The following is a 21,650-nucleotide window of genomic DNA, read 5'->3' on the forward strand; positions in this document are numbered from 1 at the left end:
GGCGGGGTTCCCGGAGCCAGGGTTGGGGGTTGAGTTCCCGGGGCCGGAGTCGAGGGTCGAGGGTCGAGGGTTGAGTTCCCGGGGCCCAGGTCGAGGGCTGAGGGTTGAGATTCCGGGTCCGGGGCCGGGTGTGATTGTCCCGGTTCTGTCACGTGATGGCGCTCACGGCGGACGGAGGGAACCCTTCCCGCCGCCGCTCGCTCTTTCTCGACGTACTGGAGCGGATCACCCACATCACGAGAATCTGGAGCAGCCCGTGGCAACGCCGGACATAACAGCGCGGCGCGCACTGGGGGCCTGTGCCGCCCTGATGGTCGGCGCCCTCACCCTCACCGCCTGCGGTGGCAACGCGAAAGCGGACAGCAAGAGCGGCAAGGACGCTGGGAACGGCGCGAGTTCGGCCAAGACGTCCACGGCGACCCTCGTCATCTCGGCCAAGGACGGTTCGACGAGCGCTTCCATCAACGCGACCGGCGTGAAGGTCAGCGACGGCAAGCTCACCGACGTGAAGATGACGGTGTCCGGGACCGGGGCCGCCGTAGCCGGGGCGATATCCGCGGACGGCAGCTCCTGGAAGCCGAAGGAACAGCTGGAGCGTGGGACGAAGTACCAGATATCGGCCACGGCGAAGGACGCGAGCGGGCGCACGGCCGCCGCCAACTCCATCTTCACGACGGTCACCTCCAGCAACAGCTTCATCGGCACGTACACGCCCGACAACGGCACCACGGTCGGTGTCGGGATGCCGGTGTCGTTCAACTTCGACAAGGTGATCAGCGACCAGAAGGCCGTGCAGTCGCACATCACGGTGTCCTCCAGCAGCGGGCAGCAGGTGGTGGGGCACTGGTTCGGGACGCAGCGGCTCGACTTCCGGCCCAAGGAGTACTGGAAGGCCAGTTCCAAGGTCACGATGAAGATCGACCTGGATGGAGTGGAGGGCGCGAACGGCGTCTTCGGGGTGCAGGAGAAGACCGTCACCTTCACCATCGGGCGTTCCCAGGTGTCCACGGTCGACGTCAACACACAGACCATGACGGTCGTGCGGGACGGAAAGACCCTCAAGAAGGTCCCGATCTCGGCGGGCAGCCCGGACCACACCACGTACAACGGGCAGATGGTGATCTCGGAGAAGTTCGTCCAGACGCGGATGAACGGATCGACGGTGGGTTACGGCGGCGAGTACGACATCCCGGATGTGCCGCACGCGATGCGCCTGACGACTTCGGGGACGTTCATCCACGGCAACTACTGGTACAACAAGGGCAATCCGCCCTTCGGCCGGGAGGGCACCAGCCACGGCTGTGTGGGACTCGCCGATGTGCAGGGCGCGCAAGGCGACACCAGCGCCAAATGGTTCTACGACAACTCCCTCATCGGGGACGTCGTGACCGTCAAGAACTCCCCCGACAAGACCGTCTCGCCGGACAACGGGCTCAACGGCTGGAACATGTCGTGGAGCGCGTGGACCACGGGAAGTGCCGTCTGACGAGGGCTTTTTGATGCCCGGGTGGGCCGCGCGGGAACTTGCCGCGCGGCCCACCCGTTTTCCGGCCGTACGTTTTCTCGGTTCGCGGACATGATGTCCGATCGAGGGGCTACGGTATGCACCCACAAGGTGACATGCAGCAACGCCGGGAGAAACCTTGAGCGTTCCGTACGAGACAGCAGCGTACGAACCACCCGAGTCGCCCGAGTCTCCGGAGGAGCATCTCGCGCGACTCCTCGGTCGTGCCCTGAACTCCTTCGAACTGCCGGACGAGACGATACGGCGGCTCGACTGTGCGCTGGCGCACGACAGTTCGCTGCACTCCGCGCACCACAGCGCGGGGCTGCACCGCGAGACGTACCGGCACACGTGGCTGCTCGCCGACGGATCGGCCGTCACGCTGTGGGAGCTGGTGCACAACACGGCACCCGGCAGCGTTCCGGAGCACGAGGTGTACGTCGACGACGAGGAGCTGAACGCCGCCACGGGCCGGCTGCCACTGCCGGCTGACACACCGGACTTCGAACTGGCCGTGCTCGTGCACCTGTCGCCGTTCCCCGAGCCACGGCACGAGTACGTGCCCGACGCCTCGGCGGATCACGCCCGACGGCTGTTACGGCGAGCGGAGAACCCGGATCAGCCGGATGACGAGATCGCGACGCTGCTGACGCGCGAGGCGTTCGCGCATCAGATCACCCAGGCCTTCGGCCGCCCCTGCCGGACAGGCCGGCCGGGGATGTCCTTCTCGCTCTACGAGCACGCGTTCCTGCTGCGCGACGGGCAGGAGATCTCCCTGTGGGAGGTCGAACACACGGCGACGCCCGACCGGCGGCACATGTGCGAGGTGTACTCCACCGAGGACGCGGCGCGGGACGCCATGGAGCGGCGCGCGGCTCGGCTCAACTGACACCCACGGCTCAGTCGGCCACCGAAGGCCGCCTACGGGCGGCTTTCGCTGAACTGGCGCACCAGGCCGGCGAAAGCGGCGTGCTCATGCGGGGTCAGCTCGACGGACTCGGTGTCGGGACCCGACCGACGTTGGTGGGGAATCGCCCGGAGCGCGTCACCCTGGCGCCGGACCGCGACTTCGGAGCGACCTCGGCCCCGGCCGCGGCCCTTGCCCCTGCCTCCGCCTCCGCGCAGGAGGCGTGCCAGCCCGACCACCCAGATGACGGTCGCCAGGGTGAGGGCGGCCATACCTGTCAGCTGAAGGATCGACACTTGCTCGGGCATACGCCCCAGTAGACACCACGGTCCGGGACTTTGGTCCCGGACCGTGACGCATCTCGCAGATGCGGCGAACAGCTCACAGATGCGATGAACGTCTCACAGACTCCCTAAAGGGGCAGGCGGTTGGCGTTTCAGGCCGCCGCCACCGGCTCCTTGCGTTGGGCCTTCGCCGATATCGGAGCGTCGGCGGCCCCGGCGCCCGTGCCCTCGGGACCCTGCTTGCGCATGCCCTTCAGGACGACCACGAGGGCGGTGGTGACGCAGACGCCCGCGGCGATGGCGACCAGGTAGAGGAACGGGTTGCCGATCAACGGGACCACGAAGATGCCGCCGTGCGGGGCGCGCAGGGTGGCGCCGAAGGCCATCGACAGGGCGCCGGTGACCGCGCCGCCCACCATGGACGACGGGATGACGCGCAGCGGGTCCGCCGCGGCGAACGGGATCGCGCCCTCCGAGATGAAGGAGGCGCCAAGGACCCAGGCGGCCTTGCCGTTCTCGCGCTCGGTCTGGGTGAAGAGCTTGGCGCGGACGGTGGTGGCCAGGGCCATGGCGAGCGGCGGGACCATACCGGCCGCCATCACCGCGGCCATGATCTTCATCGCCGAGTCGCTGGGGCTCGCGACCGCGATACCCGCCGTGGCGAAGGTGTACGCGACCTTGTTGACCGGGCCGCCGAGGTCGAAGCACATCATCAGGCCGAGCAGGGTGCCGAGCAGGATGGCGTTGGTGCCGGTGAGGCCGTTGAGCCAGTCGGTCATGCCCTTCTGCGCGGAGGCGATGGGTTTGCCGATGACCACGAACATCAGGAACCCGACGATCGCCGCGGAGATCAGCGGGATCACCACCACCGGCATGATGCCGCGCAGCGCCTTCGGGATCTTGACCTTCTGGATCGCGATCACCACGGCACCGGCGATGAGACCGGCGGCCAGACCGCCCAGGAAGCCCGCGTTGATGGTGAGGGAGATCGCGCCCCCGACGAATCCGGGGACCAGACCTGGCCGATCCGCCATCCCGTACGCGATGTAGCCGGCGAGGACCGGGACGAGGAAGCCGAAGGCCACTCCGCCGATCTGGAAGAACAGCGCACCCCAGCTGTCCGCCTGCAGCCACATGAAGTGGTCCATGACGGACGGCGCCTTGTTGACCTGGTAGCCGCCGATCGCGAAACCCAGGGCGATCAGCAGACCGCCCGCGGCGACGAACGGCACCATGTAACTCACGCCGCTCATCAGCCACTTGCGGAGCTTGCTGCCGTAGCCCTCGCCGGACTCACCGGTGCGCTCCACCGGTGTGCCGGGCGCGGAGCCCGCGGAGACCTCGCCGCGCTCCGCCTTGCCGCGGACCTCGGAGATCAGCTCGGTGGGGCGGTTGATGCCCGCCTTCACACCGACGTCGACGGTCGGCTTCCCGGCGAAGCGGTCCTTGTCCCGTACGGGCACGTCGTGCGCGAAGATCACGCCGTCCGCCGCCGCGATGACCGCCGGGTCGAGCCGGGTGAAACCGGCCGAGCCCTGCGGCTCGACAACGAGTTCAACACCGGCCTCGCGTCCCGCGTTCTCCAGCGACTCGGCCGCCATGTACGTGTGCGCGATGCCGGTGGGGCAGGAGGTGACGGCGACGATACGGAACGGGCGCTCGTCGGAGGTGTCGGTGGCGCCCGGCGCCGGGGCGGGTCCGTCCTCGACGGTCGCACCCGGCGCCGGGGCCGTGCCGTCCGTGGCGGGGTCGGCGGAGGCCGCCGCGTTCGACTCCGCCGCGGAGTCATCGGAGGCGGCGGCTGCCGCCTCGGGCTCGGAGGCAGTCGCTGTCGCCTCGGGCTCGTCCCCGCGGATGAGCGCGGCCGCGGCCGCCGCGTCGTCCACCGACCGCAGCGCGGCCGTGAACTCGGCGTTCATCAGATGCCGGGCAAGGGACGACAACATCGTGAGGTGGGCGTCGTCCGCGCCCGCCGGGGCGGCGATCAGGAAGATCAGGTCGGCGGGCCCGTCCGGCGCACCGAAGTCGACCCCGGCCGCGCTGCGCCCGAAGGCGAGCGTCGGCTCGGTGACGTGAACGCTCCGGCAGTGCGGGATGCCGATGCCACCGTCGAGGCCGGTCGGCATCTGGGCCTCGCGGGCGGCCACATCGGCGAGGAAGCCGTCGAGGTCGGTCACCCGGCCCAGGGCCACCATGCGCTCGGCGAGGGCTCGTGCCGCCGCTTCCTTCGTATCGGCGGACAGGTCGAGGTCGACCAGGTCCGCGGTGATCATCTCGCTCATCGCGGGCTCCTTCGCACGCGTATCGCCCGGGGGAAGTGGGCGGGGGCGGGGGTGAGTACGGGGGTAGGGACGGGGGTGAAGTGAGGTACTGGACGGGTGGGGGAGGCGGGACCGGGCAAGCCCCTCCTCCCCCCGGCGGCGGGACCGGGCAAGCCCCGTCGTCGTACGGCTGCGGCGAGGAAGGGGAAACCCCGCCGCTTCAGGGCCGGTTCGGGGGGTTCGGGGGGTTCGGGGCCGGTGAGAGCGAGGCCGGTGAGAGCGGGACCCGCGGCTCCCTGGTCAGTGAGCCCGGGACTAGTGAGTCCGAGGCCAGCGAGCCCGGGACCGGTCTTTCCAGGACCTGTACGTCGGAGACCCGTACGTCCGGGGCCAACGGCTCCGAAACCAGCAAGCCCGAGACCAGCGAGCCTGGAGCCAACCGCTCCGAGACCAGCGAGCCCGAGGCCAACGCCTCCGCGGCCAGTGAGTACGGGACCCATGTCCCCGGGGCCGGCGAGCCTGAGGTCGGCGAGTCCGAGGCCGGATCGGGTGTCGGCCGGTCCGGCGTGGCGCGCGGTCATGACACCGGCTCCGTCAGTACGCGGTCCACCGGGATCTCCGAGGTGACCGTCACGGCGGAGGGGTCGAGGTCGGCGGGGCCCGGCATCACGCTGCCGGGGAGTTGGACGGCCGCGGCGCCGTGCGCGACGGCGGAGGCCAGCGCCTTCGGGCCGCTGCCGCCGGCGATCAGGAAACCTGCGAGCGAGGAGTCACCGGCGCCCACGTTGCTGCGTACGCCGTCCACCCGTGCGCTCGCGAACCAGGCGCCCGCGTCGTCCACGAGCAACTGGCCATCGGCGCCCAGGCTCGCGAGCACGGCGCGCGCACCCAACGCGCGCAACTCCTCGGCCGCCTTAACCGCGTCGCCCACCGTGGTGAGGGGGCGCCCGACGGCTTCCGCGAGCTCCTCGGCGTTCGGCTTCACCACGTCGGGCCGCTCCCGCAGCGCCGCGAGCAGCGCAGGGCCTGAGGTGTCCAGCGCGATCCGGGCGCCCGCCGCGTGCGCACGGGCGACGAGATCGGCGTACCAGGAAGGCCCGAGTCCGCGCGGCAGGCTGCCGCAGCAGGTGATCCAGTCGGTTTCGCCGGAGCGGTACTGGGAGCGGACGGTCTCCAGGAGGAGTTCGGCCTCGGTTGCGGAGAGTTCGGGGCCGGGTGCGTTGATCTTCGTCATGGTGCCGTCGGGTTCGGCGACCGAGATGTTCGAGCGGGTGGCTCCGGCTATCGGGACCGGTGCGACCTCGATGCCCTGCGCGTCCAGCAGGTCGGCGACGAGTGCGCCGGGCGCACCACCCAGGGGCAGGACGGCGACCGTGCGCTGCCCGGCGGCCGCGACCGCGCGCGAGACGTTCACACCCTTGCCGCCCGGGTCCATGCGTTCGCCGGTGGCCCGGATGACCTCGCCGCGGTCGAGCGACGGGACCTCGTACGTACGGTCGAGGGAGGGGTTGGGGGTGACGGTGAGGATCATGCGCACTCGTTTCTCAACACACAGCGGTCACGTACCGCTTGCCGCTCAATACACACAACTCAATACACATAACTCAGCACATACAGCTCAGTAGCTACAGCTCGGTACAGGCAGCTCAATACACACAGCGCCTCGGGACATCGGGCGCGGGCGCTCTACACGCACAGCACTTCGGTGCCGCCGCGCTCGATGGCGGAGGCGTTGTCCGGGCTCAGTCCTCGGTCGGTGATCAACAGGTCCACATCGCTCAGGTCGCCGAAGCGGGCGAAGTGCTCCTGGCCGTGCTTGGAGGAGTCCGCGAGGAGCACCACGCGGCGCGCGGCGCGCATGGTCGCGCGCTTGACGGCGGCCTCGGCGAGGTCGGGGGTGGTCAGTCCGTACGAGACGGAGAAGCCGTTGGCCGCGATGAAGAGGACGTCGGCGCGGATCTCGCTGTACGCGCGGAGCGCCCAGGCGTCCACGGCGGCGCGCGTACGGTGCCTCACGCGCCCCCCGACGAGGTGGAGTTGGATGCCGGGGTGGTCCGCGAGACGGGCCGCGATCGGCAGGCTGTGGGTGACGACGGTGAGCGTCGCCTCCAGCGGGACCGCTCCGGCGAGCCGGGCGATCGTCGATCCGGCGTCCAGGATCACCGTGCCGTCGTGCGGCAGTTCGGCGACGGCGGCCTGGGCGACGCGGTCCTTCTCATCGGCCGCCGTGTACTCGCGCTCGGCGAGGTCGGGCTCGAAGTCCAGCCGCCCGGCCGGTATCGCGCCACCGTGCACCCGACGTACGAGGCCCGCGCGGTCCAGGGTTTTCAGGTCCCGTCGGATGGTCTCCGCGGTGACCTGGAACTCCTCGGCCAGTGACACCACGTCCACCCGGCCGCCGTCACGGGCGAGCCGGAGGATCTCCTGCTGCCGCTCCGGTGCGTACATGTCCGTTCGCCTCCGAGATATGCCCGAACCTGTGGTTTCAATCGGAGGCTACGCCCGGATTTCGAGAAAGTAAACAGGTTCGGGCTCGATACGGACATGAACGGACTTCCAGTTGCCGAGGGCAACGGGCAACACGAAGGGCCCGGCACGTGAGGTGCCGGGCCCTTTCAGTCCTGCCCAGTCCTGCTCAGTCCCGTTCAGTCATGGTTCACGAAACGAGCTCGGGCTCCTTCGTGACCTCGGCGGACGGGGCGCCCTCCGCGCCCTCCACAGGCTGCGCCGGCCGCTTCGGCAGCGCGAACATCAGCAGGAAGATGGCCGTCATCACCGCCGCGACCCAGCCCAGCGCGTGCTGGAAGGCGTTCACGAAGGCCGGTCCCACCTCGGCCGGGGCCAGTCGGTCCGCCATCGCGCCGTAGAAGACGACGGACACCAGGCCGAGGCCCAGCGCGTTGCCCATCTGCTGCACGGTGTTGATGAGCCCGGACGCCGAACCTGCATGCTCACGCGGCACCTCCGACAGCACCGCGTCGGTCAGCGGCGCCACGATGAAGCCCATCCCCGCACCCATGACCACCAGCGGAAGGGCCATCTGCCAGGAGGCGATGGACATGCCGTACCGCTCGGACTCCCAGATGTAGAGGAGTACACCGGCCGCCATGAGCAGCGCGCCCGCCTGGAGCACCTTGCGCCCGAAGCGCGGGACCAGCAGCTGCACCGACATCCCAGCCGCCGCCGACACCGCGATCGAGAACGGGACCCCGGTCAGGCCGGCCCGCAGCGGGCTCCATCCCAGACCGGTCTGCATGTACAGCGTCCACACCAGGAAGAAGATGCCGAGCCCGACACCGAAGACGGTCTGCACGGCGATGCCCGCCGCGAAGCTCTTCACCTTGAAGAGGGAGAGCTCGACGAGCGGCGAACCGTCGACCCGCGCCTTGCGCTTCTCGTACGCCACCAGCACCGCGAAGACGACAAACGCACCGGCCATCGACACATGACCCCACAGCGGCCAGTCCAGCTCACGCCCGCGCGTCAGCGGGTAGAGCAGCATCACCAGGCCGAGCACGACGAGGGCGACACCGACGAGGTCGAGCTTGAGGGCCCGCGGGGCCTTGGACTCGGTGATGAAGCGGCGGCCGAGGATCAGACCCGCGATACCGACCGGAAGGTTGATGAGGAAGATCGGCCGCCATTCGAGGCCGAACAGGTTCCACTCGGTGAGCAGTGCGCCGAGCAGCGGGCCGGACACGGCGCCCAGTCCCACAACCGCGCCGAACAGCCCGAACACCTTGCCCCGCTCGTGCGCCGGGAAGGTCGCGTGCACGATCGACAGCACCTGCGGCACCATCAGCGCGGCCATCCCGCCCTGGAGGATGCGGGAGGCGACGAGCATCTCGGGGTTCGCGGCGAAGCCGCACAAGGCCGACGCGATCGTGAATCCGCCTATGCCGACCAGGAAGAGCCGCTTACGGCCGTGGATGTCGCCGAGCCGCCCGCCGGTGATGAGCCCGGCGGCGAAGGCCAGCGCGTAACCCGCCGTGATCCACTGGATCTGGCTGACCGAGGCGCCCGCTTCCCGCTGGATGGACGGGATCGCGATGTTGACGATCGTGACGTCGACGAGGTCCATGAAGGCCGCGGTCATCACGATCGCGAGTGCGAACCAACGGCGTCGGTCGGCCGCGGGGGCCGGGCTGTTGAGAATGGTCTCGGTGGAGGTCATGCACCGAAGGTAGGTCTCGATTAGGTCAGATCGTGTCCTAGTTGTGCGGCACTCTGAGAAACATGACGACGGAAGCAACGACGTGACGACGGGGGCTCGGACATGACCACGGATACGCCGGCCAGGCTTCTCCAGCTCCTCTCCCTCCTCCAGACCCGCGAGTGGCCCGGCGGTGAGCTGTCCGAGCGGCTCGGAGTATCCCGTCGTACCGTCCGGCGGGACATCGACCGGCTCCGCGAACTGGGCTATCCGGTGCAGGCGACCAAGGGCTCCGACGGCGGGTACCGGCTGGTGGCGGGGAAGGCGATGCCGCCCCTCGTCCTCGACGACGAGGAGGCGGTGGCGATCGCGGTGGGGCTGCGGGCCGGCGCCGGGCACGCGGTCGAGGGCGTGGAGGAGGCCTCCGTACGAGCCCTCGCCAAACTGGAGCAGGTGCTGCCGTCCCGGCTGCGGCATCGGGTGTCCACCTTGCAGGCGGCGACCACCCCGCTGACCAGCGGGGACGGGGCGAGTATCGCGCCCGAGACGCTGACCGTGATGGCCTCGACCGTGGCCGGCCGGGAGCGGCTGCGGTTCGCTTACCGCGCCAAGGACGGGACACCGTCGCGGAGGCTGACCGAGCCGTACCGGCTCGTCTCCACCGGCCGCCGCTGGTATCTCGTCGCGTACGACCTCGACCGCGAGGACTGGCGTACGTTCCGCGTCGACCGGGTCGCCGAGCCCTTCGCGACCGGGACCCGCTTCGCTCCGCGCGAGCTGCCGACGGGGAATGCGGCGGAGTATCTGCGGCAGTCGATGTACCAGCGTCATGAGACGTACGACTTCGACGTCACCTTCGCCGCGCCCGCCGCGTTCGTCGCCAAGCGACTGCCCGCCTCGCTCGGCACACCCGAGCCGGTCGACGACCACAGCTGCCGGCTGCGTTCCTCCGCCGGGGACACCGTGGAGTGGCTGGCGATGCGCCTCGCGATGGTCGACTGCGAGTTCACGGTGCGGGCGCCGGCGGAACTCGCGGGGTGTCTAAGGGAGGTGGGGGCGCGGTTGACTCGGGCGGCGGGCGGGGAGGGGCCGGGGACCACTGGGGGCTAGAGGGAATCAGACCGCGTGGTGGCTGCCGTACGGGACTCGCGGCGAGTACGTGGGCCGGCGCCGACGATGTGGGCGGACCCGCGCCCGGCAGGCGGTCGGGTCCGCCGGAAACGCTGCCAGGACCGCGTACGCAGACAGGGCGGCGACTCCGACGCGGTGTCGGCGTACGCCGCCCTGGAGCGGGACGGGTTGCGGGAGGCAGCCCGCACTGTCATGGCGGTTACTTCGGGTCGCGGTTGAAGGACGCTTTCGACCAGAAGTAGCCCAGCACGGTCAGCGCGAGGCACCAGGCGATCGCGAGCCATCCGTTGTGGCCGATCTCGGTGCCGAGCAGCAGGCCACGCAGGGTCTCGATGGCCGGGGTGAACGGCTGGTACTCGGCGACGGGCTGGAACCAGCCCGGCATCGCGTCGATCGGGACGAAGGCGCTGGAGATGAGCGGCAGGAAGATCAGCGGCAGCGCGTTGTTGCTGGCCGCCTCGGCGTTCGGGCTGATCAGGCCCATCCCGACCGCGATCCAGGTGAGCGCCAGGGCGAACAGCACGAGCAGCCCGAACGCCGCGAGCCACTCCAGGACCGTGGCATCCGTGGACCGGAACCCGATGGCCACGCCGACGGCGCCGACGAGGACCACGCTGGCGACGCACTGCAGCACGCTGCCGATGACGTGCCCGATGAGCACCGACCCGCGATGGATCGCCAGCGTCCGGAAGCGGGCGATGATGCCCTCGGACATGTCCATGGAGACGGACACAGCGGTGCCGATCGTGGTACCGCCGATGGTCATCATCAGGATGCCGGGGACGAGATACGCGATGTACTCGGACCGGTCCGCCCCGCCGCCACCGATGCCGGCGCTCATCACATCGCCGAAGATGTAGACGAAGAGCAGTAGCAGCATGACGGGCGTGAGCAGCAGGTTCAGGGTGAGGGACGGGTAGCGCCGGGCGTGCAGCAGGTTGCGGCGCAGCATCGTGTTCGAGTCGCGGACGGCGAGGGAGAGGGCGCTCATCGGACGTTCTCCTTGGGCTTGTTGGGGGCGTCGGTGACGGTGGTGGGGCTGGTGAGGGCGAAGAACACGTCGTCGAGGTCGGGGGTGTGCACGGTCAGCTCGTCCGCCTCGATGCCGGCCGAGTCCAGCCAGTCGAGGATGGCGCGCAGTTCGCGCTGGCTGCCGTCGCTGGGGATGGCCAGAGAGAGCGCCTCGTCGTCGCGGGTGGCCTCGCGCAGGGCGGAGGCGGCTGACTGGTAGGCGGCCGGGTCGGTGAAGCGGAGCCGGACGTGTCCGCCGGGGATGAGCCGCTTCAGCTCCTCGGCGCTGCCCTCGGCGGCGATCTTGCCGCCGTTCAACACGGCGATGCGGTCGGCGAGTTCGTCGGCCTCTTCCAGGTACTGGGTGGTGAGGAAGACGGTGACGCCGTCGGAGACCAGCTCGCGGATGATCCCCCACATGTTGTGGCGGCTGCGCGGGTCGAGGCCGGTGGTCGGCTCGTCGAGGAAGATGATCCGCGGGTTGCCGACCAGCGTCATGGCGAGGTCGAGGCGGCGCTTCATGCCGCCGGAGTAGGTGGAGGCGGGCTTCTTCGCGGCCTCGGTGAGGTCGAAGCGCTCAAGGAGTTCAGCGGTGACCCGCCGCCCCTCGCGCTTGGACAGGTGGTGCAGGTCCGCCATGAGGAGCATGTTCTCCTCGCCGGTGATCAGGCCGTCGACTGCGGAGAACTGCCCGGTGACGCCGATCGCGGCACGCACCCCGTCCGGTGCCGTGGCGACATCGTGGCCCGCGACCTGGGCCTGCCCGCCGTCGGCGCCGATAAGGGTGGAGAGGATCTTCACGACGGTGGTCTTGCCCGCGCCGTTCGGCCCGAGCAGCGCGAACACGGACCCGGCCGGAATGCGCAGGTCGATGCCGTCGAGGACGGTCTTGTCGCCGTACGACTTGCGCAGACCGACGGTGGAGACGGCGGCCGGTGACGGGTGACCGTCGCCCCGCCTGGACGTGGGCATGACAGAAGAAGGCATGGGACCCTCCCGTTCGAAGGCTGAAGTGGCTGGGGCGGTGGGTGAGTTGAGGCCTGTTCTGCTGGGGTCAGGCCTTGGCGCGGCGGACGTCGACGTTGCCGAACCGGGTGCGGGCGCGGATCTTGACGGTGTCCTCGCTCTTCTCCGGGGGCTCGGACGCGGTGAGCGTGTTGCGCACCACCCCGGAGTCCGAGTGGACGTCGAGCCAGGCGGCCGTGCCCTCGCGGACGCCGATGTCGATGGCGCCGTAGGAGGTCTCCAACTGGACGGTGCCGCGGGCCACTTCGTCCACGCGCAGGGTGCCGTGGGCGGTGGTGGCGGTGACCGAGTCCTCGGCGCGGCGGATCTCGATGTCACCGTTGGAGCCGCGCACCCGCAGCTCGCCGGTCGCGGCGCCGACGGTCGTGGTGCCGTGCGAGTTCTTCAGGACGGCGGGGCCGTCGACGAGGCCGACGCGCAGGCTGCCGGAGCTGGTGGTGATCTCGGCCATGCCCTCGACCCGGTCCACGGTGATCGAGCCGTGCGACGCGGTCAGCTGCAGCGGGCCGGTGGTGTCTAGGCGGACGTCGCCGGACGAGGTCTTCACGCGGACCTCGCCGAGCCGGCCCTCGCCGAGCACCTGGACCCAGGCGCCGGTCATGTCGATGCGCGAGCCGGTGGGCAGTTCGACCGTCACGTCGACGGTGCCGGTGCGGCCGAGGCCGAGCAGATTGGGCTTGGGCGTCCTGAGCGTCAGTACGCCGCCCACGTACGCGACCTCGGTCTGGTCCGCCGCTCGCACGTCCAGGTCCTTCTTCGGGTCGCGGGGCCGCACCTCGACGACGGTGTCGAGTCGGTCGCCCGCGGTGAACTGGATGGAACCGGCTTCCACATGCGCCGTGGCCGAGATCGGTTCGGGAGTGTCGAAAGTAGGCATGGCTGTCCCGTCCTCTTGGGTCTTCAGGGCGTCCCCGCTGGTGGGACGTGGTGTGGGTGAAGTCGTGTGGGTGATGAAGTGGTGTGGGCGGGGCGCGGCTAGCGCACCCAGCCCGTGATGCTCTGTCCGACGGTCCGGGTCTTCTCCGTCGTACGCGGTCGGGTGCCGCCGTCGACCGCGGCCGACACCGCGCGCACCAGCCACGCGTTGACCGACAGGCCCTCGCGGGTCGCGGCCTCTTCGGCGCGGGTCTTGAGGTGGGCCGGCAGGCGCAGGTTCACGCGGGCGGTGCCGCCCTCGTCGCCGTCGGCCGGGGCCGGGGCCTTGATCGCTTCGACGGCCTCGGCCGGCTCCGCGGGGGCAGCGCCGTCGGTGGGCGGCAGTGTCACCACGAAGTCGGGGTCGAGTCCCCGCAGCCGTACGTCGACCGAGCCGGGGGCGAGCTCGCGGGTGATCTCGTCCGTCGCGGCGGAGAGCACATTGAGCATGATCAGCCGGGTCGCCGACTCCAGGGGAGCGGTGAGCCTCTCCGCCAGCTCACGGGCTTCGTCGCCGCCGGCTTCGGCAGCCACCGCGAGTTCGCGGCGGAGGGTGTCGACATACGGGGTGAGGTCCATGACGCCATCATGGCACCACAATGGCGCCACACGCAAGCAGGGAGGTGGCATCTCTGGGGCAGTTGACTGTCATATCCATCCTGACCTGCGAAAACATATTGGCACCGACCTGAGCGATTGTGGCGCCGTGCGCGCTCACGCGTTTTTGGGGGCGCGGGATGGCGCCGTACGGCTCTGGGTGACACCAGATGGCGCCAAGCGGGTGCCACCCTGACGCCACGTGGCGGCATGTGGTGGCGTGAGGTGCCGTACGGCGCCAGGTGATGCCCCAAGGGGTACGACGCCGAGCCCCCGGCGGTCAGTTCGTCGCTCAGCCCGTGTGCCACGGTCAGTTCGTCGCTCAGCCCGTGTGCCACGGAAAGTCGCGAAGGGAACTGAGGTTGCGCACCGCGAGCGCGACGGGCCCGGCCGGTCCGTCCGCCGGGTCGTCGCCGGCGGCCCACTCCTCCACCGCGACGCGTACCGCCGCGCTGGCCAGGGCGGCGCTGAGCCGGAGTTCGAGGGAGAGCGGCGAGGGGCCGCCGGCCGGCTGCGAGCCGGGCGCGGGTGCACCCGCGGAAGGCGGGACCGCCGCCTCCGGCGCCGTGGGGGTCCGCGCCGCCAGCACCTCCGCCAGCGTCCGCTCCCCGTTGTGGCACGCCTCGCCCCACACCCTCAGCAGGGCCGGGCTTCCCTCGGCCAGCCGGAGCAGGGAGCGGACCCACTGCAGGGACTCCGCCCGCACCCCGACGCCGGGTGTCATCGTCTGGACGACCGCGTGATGGAGGGCCTCGGGGACGGTCAGGTGGGCCGGGGCGTCGCGGACCGTCTCGGCCCATTTCTCGGCGCCCGCGGCGAAGAGGGGGCCGAGGGACTCCTCCTTGCTCGCGAAGTAGCGGTAGAAGGTGCGCGGGGCGATGCCGGCGGCGCGGGCGATGTCCTCGGCGCGGGTGGCGCGTAGGCCATTGCGCATGAAGAGCCCGGCGGCGGCCCGGGAGATCTCCATGCGGGTGGCGGCCTTGCGCCGCTCGATCAGCGAGGGACCGTGCCCATCGGGCGAGGATCTCGGGGCGGTGCGGTCGTCGGACGCCCGGCGGACAGGGACACGGGCCGGACGGTCCTCGGACACCGGACCGCCGGTGGCCGAAGCCACCGAGGCCGCCGCGTCCGCGGCGGCCCGGGCCACCCGCTCGGTACCGGTCACGAACGGCAGGTTATGCCTCTGTGGCACAATCTGCCATTCGGGTCACCCCGGGGTTCAGGTTCGGGGTGGCCCGTCAAACGACCTGCCCGGAACACGTCAGGCGACCTGCCGGGAAACAGCCTCCCACGCGCGGCACACGGGCCTTCCGCGCCCCTCCCGCCCGGCAGGACCCACACGAGCCTCGCTGTCCGCCCCCACAGACAAAATGGAGCCGAGCCCCGGCGCCAGGGGGGGGGAGGCGCCGGAGCTCGGCTCTGGATGAGTCCCGGCGCGGGGGGGGTGTGCGTCGGGACTCGGCTTGGGGAGGGTCTCGGACGTATGCCCGGGACCCTGGGGCCTAACCCTGGGCTCTGAAGTCTTGTTCCCAGAGCCCAGCAACTTGAAGCGGCGTTACACGGCCATGTCCGGTCGGGTTGTGGCCGACATCTGTCGGTAACGAAGCGCCGGGCGGGCCGGGCTTACGCCGCCGACTCGAACCCGGTGTCGCGTGCCAGCTTCTTCAGTTCGAGCAGCGCGTGCTTCTCTATCTGGCGGATGCGCTCTCGCGTGAGGCCGTGCTCCTTGCCAACCTCCGTGAGCGTGCGCTCCCGGCCGTCCTCGATGCCGTACCGCATCTTGATGATCGAGGCCGTGCGCTGGTCGAGGCGACCGATCAGGTCGTCCAGCTCCTCGCTGCGCAGCAGCGTCATCACCGACTGCTCGGGAGAGACCGCGGAGGTGTCTTCAAGCAGGTCACCGAACTGGGTGTCGCCGTTGTCATCCACCGCCATGTTCAGCGAGACCGGGTCGCGGGCCCAGTCCAGCACGTCCGCCACGCGCTCCGGTGTGGAAGCGAGCTCGGTGGCGATCTCGGCGTGCTCCGGCTCCCGCCCGTGCTCGCGGTTGAACTCGCGCTGCACGCGCCGGATCCGGCCCAGCTCCTCGACCAGGTGGACGGGGAGGCGGATCGTGCGCGACTGGTCCGCGATGGAGCGGGTGATGGCCTGGCGGATCCACCACGTCGCGTACGTGGAGAACTTGAAGCCCTTGCGGTAGTCGAACTTCTCGACCGCGCGCACCAGGCCGGCGTTGCCCTCCTGGATCAGGTCGAGCAGGGGCAGGCCGCTGCGCGGATAGCGCCGGGCCACGGCGACGACAAGGCGCAGGTTCGAGCGGATGAAGACGTCCTTGGCCCGCTCGCCCTCGGCGACCAGCGCCTCCAGCTCCTCGCGGGACGCGTCCGCCTCGGCCTGCTCCCCGCCTTCGAGGATCTGCCGAGCGAACACACCCGCCTCGATGGTCTGAGACAGCTCTACTTCCTTGGCGGCGTCGAGCAGCGGCGTACGCGCGATCTCGTCGAGGTACATGCCGACCAGGTCGCGGTCGGCGATCTCGCCGCCTACGACGCGAACACTGCGCGCCGCGCCGCTGGTCTCGCCGGAGGCGGACTTACGACGGGCGACGGCACGGGTTGCCATGCGTGCTCCCTTGCGATGGTGGGCTTGCGGGTCGGTCCGGACACTTTGGGCTCACCCTCCCGGGTGCCCTGCATCCGATGGAAACAACGACTGGAATCCGGACAGAATTCCCAACCCGCCCCTCGATTTTTCTGATCATGCAGTACCCTGTCCCGCCACAGAGAGGTACCAGATGACGCCAGAACGTACAGAAGTGCAGGTCAGGCCAGGATTCGAGGGTGACCTCGATGCCCTCACGGCCATCTACAACCACTATGTGCGTGAGACGCCCATCACATTCGATACCGCTGTCTTCACTGCGGAAGAGCGTCGTTCGTGGCTGCTCTCCCACCCTGAAGACGGACCGCACCGCCTGATGGTTGCCACGGACGCGGACTCACAGGCAACTCTTGGGTACGCCACCAGCAGCCCCCACCGCCCCAAGCCCGCGTACGCCACCTCGGTCGAGGTCACCATCTACCTCGCCCCCGACGCGGCCGGCCGCGGCATCGGCACCCTCCTCTACAAGGCCCTCTTCGAGGCCCTGGCGAACGAGGACCTGCATCGCGCCTACGCGGGCATAGCGCTGCCCAACGAAGCGTCCGCGCGGCTGCACGAACGCTTCGGGTTCCGGCACATCGGCACGTACCGGGAGGTGGGCCGCAAGTTCGGCCGCTACTGGGACGTGGCCTGGTACGAGAAGGAGCTGTGACCCGGCAGGCACGGCTGGGCCACGACTAGTCAAGCAGCTCAGCCGAACTGCACCGACCGCTTCGCCATCCCCAGCCAGAAACCGTCGATCACGGACTTCTGCCCGTCCAGCTCACCGACCGCGTCCGCCGCGCCCATCGTCACGAAGAGGGGCGCGAAGTGCTCGGTGCGCGGGTGGGCGAGCCGGCCCGCCGGGGACTTTCGCTCGAAGTCGAGCAGCGCGTCCACGTCACCGGCGTCCAGCGCGCGGTGGCCCCAGTCGTCGAACTCGCTCGACCAGGACGGCACACCGCCGCCGGTGTGCCGCAGGGCCGCGAGGTTGTGCGTGAAGAAGCCGGAGCCCACGATCAGGACGCCCTCGTCGCGAAGCGGCGCCAGCTTCCTGCCGATGTCCATCAGCCGGACCGGGTCGAGGGTCGGCATGGAGATCTGCAGGACCGGGATGTCGGCCTCGGGGAACATCTCCACCAGCGGGACGTACGCGCCATGGTCGAGTCCGCGGTCCGGGATGTCCTGCACCGGGATGCCGGGCGCGCGCAGCAGTTTCCGTACGGACTCGGCGAGCTGCGGGGCGCCGGGAGCCTCGTACCGCACCTGGTAGAAGTGCTGGGGGAAGCCCCAGAAGTCGTATACGAGAGGGACCGTCTCGACCGCGCCGAGGGCGAGGGGGGCCTCTTCCCAGTGGGCGGAGACCATGAGGATCGCCTTGGGGCGCGGCAGGTCGGCGGACCAGGCGGCGAGCTGGCCGGGCCAGACCGGGTCTTCGGCGAGGGGCGGGGCACCATGACTGAGATAGAGGGCGGGCATGCGCTCCCGCGAGGTGCGCCCCTCGGTCGCAACGGACGTGACGGACGTGACGTCAGACATGGCGGCGGCTCCCTCCCACGGGGTTCGATCACACTGCTTCGATCACACAGCCCGAAGGATCGATACTTGAACTCTCAATATCAACACCTCACCATAGTCCCGGTTTGTTTAATTTTCAAGAAGGGGCTCGTACAGTGGAGTACATGAACACGGCATCCGCTCAAGAGACGCGCTGGCTCACTGACGAGGAACAGCGCACGTGGCGTGCGTACATGCACGCCTCCACGCTCCTGGAGGACCATCTCGACCGACAGCTCCAGCGGGACGCGGGCATGCCGCACGTCTACTACGGACTGCTCGTACAGCTCGCCGAGTCGCCGCACAGGCGGCTGCGGATGACCGAGCTGGCCATGAACGCGAAGATCACCCGGTCCCGTCTCTCCCATGCGATCGCTCGCCTGGAGAAGAACGGCTGGGTGCGGCGCGAGGACTGTCCCTCCGACAAGCGGGGGCAGTTCGCGGTCCTGACGGACGACGGCTACGAGGTCCTGAGCCGGACCGCGCCCGGCCACGTCGCCGCCGTACGCCAGGCCCTCTTCGACCGGCTCTCCCCCGACCAGCAGAAGGCCCTCGGCGAGGCCATGCGCATCATCGCCGAGGGGCTCCAGCCCAAGGACGCGGGCGCCGATCTGCCCTGGCTGCGCTAGGGCCCTGTCCGGAACCTAGGGCTCTCTCGTGGGGAGCTCTGGCCCGACAGGGCCGGGTGCCGGCGCGCCCTTGGGCCGGCACCGGACGCCGACGCTTTCGCGCTCCACGGCCTGGACGCGGGTACGCCCCGCGCACACCCCGGCCCGGACGCGGACGCTTTTCGCGCACCCCGATCCGGACGCGGGTCCGCCCCGGCTCCACTGTGCTCGGAACCGGGGCGGACCCTGGGACTCGTACGGACGAGGCGTCCCCACCCCTCGCCCGTACGCGAAGTACGAAGTACCCGGGGTACTACGGGGTACGAACAGCCGGCGTCAGTGGGCGATCACCGGGACCTTCAGCTCGTCCTCGGCGCCTTCGCCCGCACCGGCACCGGAGGCCGACGTGAGGTCCGGACGGCCGGTGTTGATGAAGGTCACGGCGACCGTCGCGGCGACCACGAGGATGCCGACGGCGAACCAGATCGCGTTGGTGTAGCCGTGCACCTGGCCCTCCAGCTGGACCAGCTGCTGCTGGGCCTGGGAACCGGCGCCGCCGATGTGGTCCTTGATGTACGCGGTCGTCGCCGAGGCGGCGATCGTGTTCAGCAGGGCCGTACCGATCGCGCCGCCCACCTGCTGCGAGGTGTTGACCATCGCGGAGGCGACACCGGCGTCACGCGGCTCGATGCCGAACGTGGCCAGGGACATGGCGGGCATGAAGGCCGTACCCATGCCGAGACCGAGCAGCACCATGCCCGGCAGGATCACGGCGGCGTACGAGGAGCCGATCTCCAGCTGGGTCAGGAACAGCATGCCGACCGCGGCAACCAGGAAGCCCGGGCCCATCAGCAGGCGCGGCGCGACCCGGGTCATCAGGCGGGTGCCGATCTGCGTGGAGCCCACCATCATGCCCGCGATCATCGGCAGGAAGGAGAAGCCGGTCTTGACCGGCGAGTAGCCCTTCACGATCTGCAGGTAGTAGGTCAGGAAGAGGAACAGGCCGAACATCGCGATGATCGCGAGGCCGAGCGAGAGATAGACGCCGCCACGGTTGCGCTCGGTGACGACACGCAGGGGCAGCAGCGGGGCCTTGACCCTGGACTCGGTGATGGCGAACGCGGCGAGCAGCACCGCGGAGGCGACGAAGAGGCCGACCGTCACGGAGTCGCCCCAGCCGTCGGACTCGGCGCGGGTGAAGGCGTAGACGAGCGTGACCAGACCGAGGACGGAGAGGACGACGCCGGGGATGTCGAGCGGCGAGCGGTTGCGGCCGCCGGCCGGCTCACGGATGACGAAGTACGCGCCCAGGGCGGCGATGATCGCGAACGGAATGTTCACGAAGAACGTCCAGCGCCAGTCGAGGTACTCGGTGAGGACACCGCCGAGGATGAAGCCCACGGCGCCGCCACCACCGGCGATCGCACCGTAGATGCCGAACGCCTTGGCGCGCTCCTTGGGCTCCGTGAACATCACCGCGAGCAGCGAGAGCGCGGCGGGCGCGAGCAGCGCGCCGAACGCACCCTGCAGGGCGCGGGCACCGAGCATCATCGCCTCGTTGGTCGCCGCGCCACCGATGGCGGACGCGCCGGCGAAGCCGATCAGACCGGCGACAAAGGTGCGCTTGCGGCCCCACAGGTCGGCGATACGTCCGCCGAAGAGCAGCAGGCCACCGAAGGCGAGGGCATAGGCCGTGATGACCCACTGCCGGTTGCCGTCCGATATCCCCAGGTCCTGCTGGGCGGAGGGCAGCGCGATGTTCACGATGGTCGCGTCGAGGACGACCATCAGCTGGGCGAGCGCGATGAAGCTGAGCGCTTTCCAGCGGTTGGAATGTGCCGCTTTGGCGTCGGACATTGCTGTCAAACTTCCTGTTTCAGACATGGGGCTACCCACTCCGGGACTTCGTAGCGAAAAAAGACGATGAGAGGTGAGAGAGGAGACAGGACGGAAGGAAAGGGAAAGGGGACGGCTCGTCGACGGTGACGGCCTGAAAGGGTTGAGCGAGTTCCGTATGGCGTTCGTTGTGCGAGTGTCTGTCTGGCGTCGTGCGAGTTCTGAGTGGCGTTCGTTTCGCCTGGTTATGACTGGCGCTTCGCGCGGGACTGACCGGTCAGGTCATCGATCCCGCCATGAGGCCTGCCACAAGGCCTGTCATGGGTCCGAGTTCAGCCCCGTCGTGGAGCTGAGTTCAGCCCCGTCAGGGTCTGAGTTCAGCCCCCGTCATGGGTCTGAGTTCGGCCCCGCCATCGATCACCCTCGTCGCAGCTCCTCCACGGTCGCGGCCGTACCCGGCAGCTCGGAGCGGGCCGGTGCCCGCAGTCCGTCCACGAACAGCTGCAGATGACGGTGCACGAAGCGGTCGAAGCCCTCGCATACCGTACCGGGCAGGGGTCGGCTGAGCTGAGTGACGGTGACCATCAGGTCTGCCACGGTGACGTCGGTGCGCAACTGGCCGGCCGCGCGGGCGCGTTCCATCATCACCTCGACCAGCGCCTCGATCCGTTCGCGTGAGGCGAGCAGATCCGGATGGTTCGAGTCGAAGTTGCCGGAGAGCATCGGGCACAGCGCGCCGACCCGCTCATCGACGGAGGCGTGCACGAAGCGGCTCAGCGCCTCGAACGCGTCGCCGCTCTCGGCGAGCGCCAGCTCGGCATTCTCGGCCGTACGGTCCATGACCGTGCAGACGACCTCCCGCACCAGTGCGTCGCGGTCCGGGAAGTTGCGGTACACCGTGGCGTTGCCGACGCCGGCCCGGCGGGCGATCTCGTCGAACGGCACCTCGGGGCCGAACTCGATGAACATCTCCTGGGCGGCGCCGACGATCCGCTCCCGGTTACGCAGGGCATCGGCGCGCGGCCGGGGCACTCGGCGCGGCACGCGGGTTGCGGTCTCCACGGCGTACTCCTCGTAGGTAGTTGACGGCCGCTTGCGTAGATGACGGCCGGGTTGGCGATCCGGGGAATCGCTCCCCGCTTCGCTCGGACACCTGACTAAACGGGGAAACGATCCCCGGTTATTTCCCGCCTTCGGTGTGACCTGAGTCACATCCACTC

General features: G+C 69.8%; 19 protein-coding genes. 5 read left to right on the forward strand and 14 right to left on the reverse strand.

The genetic code is table 11. The features are described 5' to 3' along the window. Window positions 1–256: 256 nt before the first annotated feature. A complete protein-coding gene (locus AB0N66_RS11985) occupies window positions 257–1,486 on the forward strand; it encodes an Ig-like domain-containing protein (protein WP_365431947.1) in 1,230 nt (409 codons plus the stop codon). Between the two features lie 157 nt (window positions 1,487–1,643). Further along, a complete protein-coding gene (locus AB0N66_RS11990) occupies window positions 1,644–2,393 on the forward strand; it encodes a DUF6227 family protein (RefSeq protein ID WP_365431950.1) in 750 nt (249 codons plus the stop codon). Window positions 2,394–2,425: 32 nt separating this feature from the next. Here AB0N66_RS11990 and AB0N66_RS11995 read toward each other — a convergent pair whose 3' ends face one another. From AB0N66_RS11995 to AB0N66_RS12015, 5 genes are all read right to left on the reverse strand, one after another. After that, complete coding sequence (locus AB0N66_RS11995) at window positions 2,426–2,719, reverse strand: hypothetical protein (protein ID WP_365431953.1); 294 nt, start codon at window positions 2,717–2,719, stop codon at window positions 2,426–2,428. Between the two features lie 128 nt (window positions 2,720–2,847). Beyond that, on the reverse strand, window positions 2,848–4,977 hold the full coding sequence (locus AB0N66_RS12000) for a fructose-specific PTS transporter subunit EIIC (RefSeq protein ID WP_365431956.1): 2,130 nt from the start codon (window positions 4,975–4,977) through the stop codon (window positions 2,848–2,850). A gap of 556 nt (window positions 4,978–5,533) precedes the next feature. Further along, on the reverse strand, window positions 5,534–6,487 hold the full coding sequence (gene pfkB / locus AB0N66_RS12005) for a 1-phosphofructokinase (protein WP_365431959.1): 954 nt from the start codon (window positions 6,485–6,487) through the stop codon (window positions 5,534–5,536). A gap of 155 nt (window positions 6,488–6,642) precedes the next feature. Continuing rightward, a complete protein-coding gene (locus tag AB0N66_RS12010) occupies window positions 6,643–7,404 on the reverse strand; it encodes a DeoR/GlpR family DNA-binding transcription regulator (RefSeq protein WP_365431962.1) in 762 nt (253 codons plus the stop codon). 208 nt (window positions 7,405–7,612) lie between these two features. Further along, window positions 7,613–9,130 carry an MFS transporter gene (locus tag AB0N66_RS12015; RefSeq protein ID WP_365431965.1) on the reverse strand — a complete coding sequence of 506 codons (1,518 nt, stop codon included), beginning with the start codon at window positions 9,128–9,130 and terminating at the stop codon, window positions 7,613–7,615. Window positions 9,131–9,232: 102 nt separating this feature from the next. On the opposite strand from AB0N66_RS12015, the gene AB0N66_RS12020 reads away from it, so the two are divergent. Continuing rightward, a complete protein-coding gene (locus AB0N66_RS12020; protein ID WP_365431968.1) occupies window positions 9,233–10,219 on the forward strand; it encodes a YafY family protein in 987 nt (328 codons plus the stop codon). Window positions 10,220–10,439: 220 nt separating this feature from the next. On the opposite strand, the gene AB0N66_RS12025 is transcribed toward AB0N66_RS12020, so the two are convergent. The 6 genes from AB0N66_RS12025 to AB0N66_RS12050 all read right to left on the reverse strand — a co-directional run bounded on the left by AB0N66_RS12025 (window position 10,440) and on the right by AB0N66_RS12050 (window position 16,411). Further along, window positions 10,440–11,231 carry an ABC transporter permease gene (locus AB0N66_RS12025; RefSeq protein WP_365431971.1) on the reverse strand — a complete coding sequence of 264 codons (792 nt, stop codon included), beginning with the start codon at window positions 11,229–11,231 and terminating at the stop codon, window positions 10,440–10,442. Continuing rightward, the gene (locus AB0N66_RS12030) at window positions 11,228–12,223 is read right to left on the reverse strand and encodes an ATP-binding cassette domain-containing protein (protein WP_365432713.1); all 996 of its coding nucleotides are present in this window, start codon (window positions 12,221–12,223) and stop codon (window positions 11,228–11,230) included. Before AB0N66_RS12030 ends, AB0N66_RS12025 begins: the two co-directional genes overlap by 4 nt. Before the next feature lie 82 nt (window positions 12,224–12,305). Beyond that, window positions 12,306–13,154, reverse strand: a complete 849-nt coding sequence (locus tag AB0N66_RS12035) for a DUF4097 family beta strand repeat-containing protein (protein ID WP_365431974.1) — start codon at window positions 13,152–13,154, stop codon at window positions 12,306–12,308. A 98-nt stretch (window positions 13,155–13,252) separates the two neighbouring features. Beyond that, window positions 13,253–13,771 carry a hypothetical protein gene (locus AB0N66_RS12040; RefSeq protein ID WP_365431977.1) on the reverse strand — a complete coding sequence of 173 codons (519 nt, stop codon included), beginning with the start codon at window positions 13,769–13,771 and terminating at the stop codon, window positions 13,253–13,255. A 340-nt stretch (window positions 13,772–14,111) separates the two neighbouring features. Then, the gene (locus AB0N66_RS12045) at window positions 14,112–14,954 is read right to left on the reverse strand and encodes a TetR family transcriptional regulator (RefSeq protein ID WP_365431980.1); all 843 of its coding nucleotides are present in this window, start codon (window positions 14,952–14,954) and stop codon (window positions 14,112–14,114) included. A gap of 458 nt (window positions 14,955–15,412) precedes the next feature. Further along, on the reverse strand, window positions 15,413–16,411 hold the full coding sequence (locus AB0N66_RS12050; RefSeq protein WP_365431983.1) for a sigma-70 family RNA polymerase sigma factor: 999 nt from the start codon (window positions 16,409–16,411) through the stop codon (window positions 15,413–15,415). A gap of 172 nt (window positions 16,412–16,583) precedes the next feature. Between AB0N66_RS12050 and AB0N66_RS12055 the strand changes: the two genes are divergently transcribed. Beyond that, entirely contained in the window at window positions 16,584–17,102 is a 519-nt protein-coding gene (locus AB0N66_RS12055; protein ID WP_365431986.1) for an N-acetyltransferase family protein, read from the forward strand. A gap of 38 nt (window positions 17,103–17,140) precedes the next feature. Here AB0N66_RS12055 and AB0N66_RS12060 read toward each other — a convergent pair whose 3' ends face one another. Continuing rightward, window positions 17,141–17,908, reverse strand: coding sequence for a class III extradiol ring-cleavage dioxygenase (locus AB0N66_RS12060; RefSeq protein ID WP_365432716.1), 768 nt, complete (start codon window positions 17,906–17,908; stop codon window positions 17,141–17,143). Window positions 17,909–18,111: 203 nt separating this feature from the next. Between AB0N66_RS12060 and AB0N66_RS12065 the strand changes: the two genes are divergently transcribed. Further along, window positions 18,112–18,615, forward strand: coding sequence for a MarR family transcriptional regulator (locus AB0N66_RS12065; protein WP_365431989.1), 504 nt, complete (start codon window positions 18,112–18,114; stop codon window positions 18,613–18,615). A 315-nt stretch (window positions 18,616–18,930) separates the two neighbouring features. On the opposite strand, the gene AB0N66_RS12070 is transcribed toward AB0N66_RS12065, so the two are convergent. Next, the gene (locus tag AB0N66_RS12070) at window positions 18,931–20,478 is read right to left on the reverse strand and encodes an MFS transporter (protein WP_365431991.1); all 1,548 of its coding nucleotides are present in this window, start codon (window positions 20,476–20,478) and stop codon (window positions 18,931–18,933) included. A gap of 369 nt (window positions 20,479–20,847) precedes the next feature. Then, a complete protein-coding gene (locus AB0N66_RS12075; RefSeq protein WP_365431994.1) occupies window positions 20,848–21,492 on the reverse strand; it encodes a helix-turn-helix domain-containing protein in 645 nt (214 codons plus the stop codon). Between the last annotated feature and the right edge of the window lie 158 nt (window positions 21,493–21,650).

Origin of the sequence: Streptomyces sp. NPDC093544 (genome assembly GCF_040683495.1) — a bacterium.
Lineage (GTDB): Bacteria > Actinomycetota > Actinomycetes > Streptomycetales > Streptomycetaceae > Streptomyces.

Bases quoted from the DNA above. Each gene is read 5' to 3' on its own strand.
- AB0N66_RS11995 (WP_365431953.1), bottom strand. From the start codon at position 2,719: ATGCCCGAGCAAGTGTCGATCCTTCAGCTGACAGGTATGGCCGCCCTC.
- AB0N66_RS12000 (WP_365431956.1), bottom strand. From the start codon at position 4,977: ATGAGCGAGATGATCACCGCGGACCTGGTCGACCTCGACCTGTCCGCC.
- pfkB (WP_365431959.1), bottom strand. From the start codon at position 6,487: ATGATCCTCACCGTCACCCCCAACCCCTCCCTCGACCGTACGTACGAG.
- AB0N66_RS12010 (WP_365431962.1), bottom strand. From the start codon at position 7,404: ATGTACGCACCGGAGCGGCAGCAGGAGATCCTCCGGCTCGCCCGTGAC.
- AB0N66_RS12015 (WP_365431965.1), bottom strand. From the start codon at position 9,130: ATGACCTCCACCGAGACCATTCTCAACAGCCCGGCCCCCGCGGCCGAC.
- AB0N66_RS12020 (WP_365431968.1), top strand. From the start codon at position 9,233: ATGACCACGGATACGCCGGCCAGGCTTCTCCAGCTCCTCTCCCTCCTC.
- AB0N66_RS12025 (WP_365431971.1), bottom strand. From the start codon at position 11,231: ATGAGCGCCCTCTCCCTCGCCGTCCGCGACTCGAACACGATGCTGCGC.
- AB0N66_RS12030 (WP_365432713.1), bottom strand. From the start codon at position 12,223: ATGCCCACGTCCAGGCGGGGCGACGGTCACCCGTCACCGGCCGCCGTC.
- AB0N66_RS12035 (WP_365431974.1), bottom strand. From the start codon at position 13,154: ATGCCTACTTTCGACACTCCCGAACCGATCTCGGCCACGGCGCATGTG.
- AB0N66_RS12040 (WP_365431977.1), bottom strand. From the start codon at position 13,771: ATGGACCTCACCCCGTATGTCGACACCCTCCGCCGCGAACTCGCGGTG.
- AB0N66_RS12050 (WP_365431983.1), bottom strand. From the start codon at position 16,411: ATGGCAACCCGTGCCGTCGCCCGTCGTAAGTCCGCCTCCGGCGAGACC.
- AB0N66_RS12055 (WP_365431986.1), top strand. From the start codon at position 16,584: ATGACGCCAGAACGTACAGAAGTGCAGGTCAGGCCAGGATTCGAGGGT.
- AB0N66_RS12060 (WP_365432716.1), bottom strand. From the start codon at position 17,908: ATGCCCGCCCTCTATCTCAGTCATGGTGCCCCGCCCCTCGCCGAAGAC.
- AB0N66_RS12065 (WP_365431989.1), top strand. From the start codon at position 18,112: ATGAACACGGCATCCGCTCAAGAGACGCGCTGGCTCACTGACGAGGAA.
- AB0N66_RS12070 (WP_365431991.1), bottom strand. From the start codon at position 20,478: ATGTCTGAAACAGGAAGTTTGACAGCAATGTCCGACGCCAAAGCGGCA.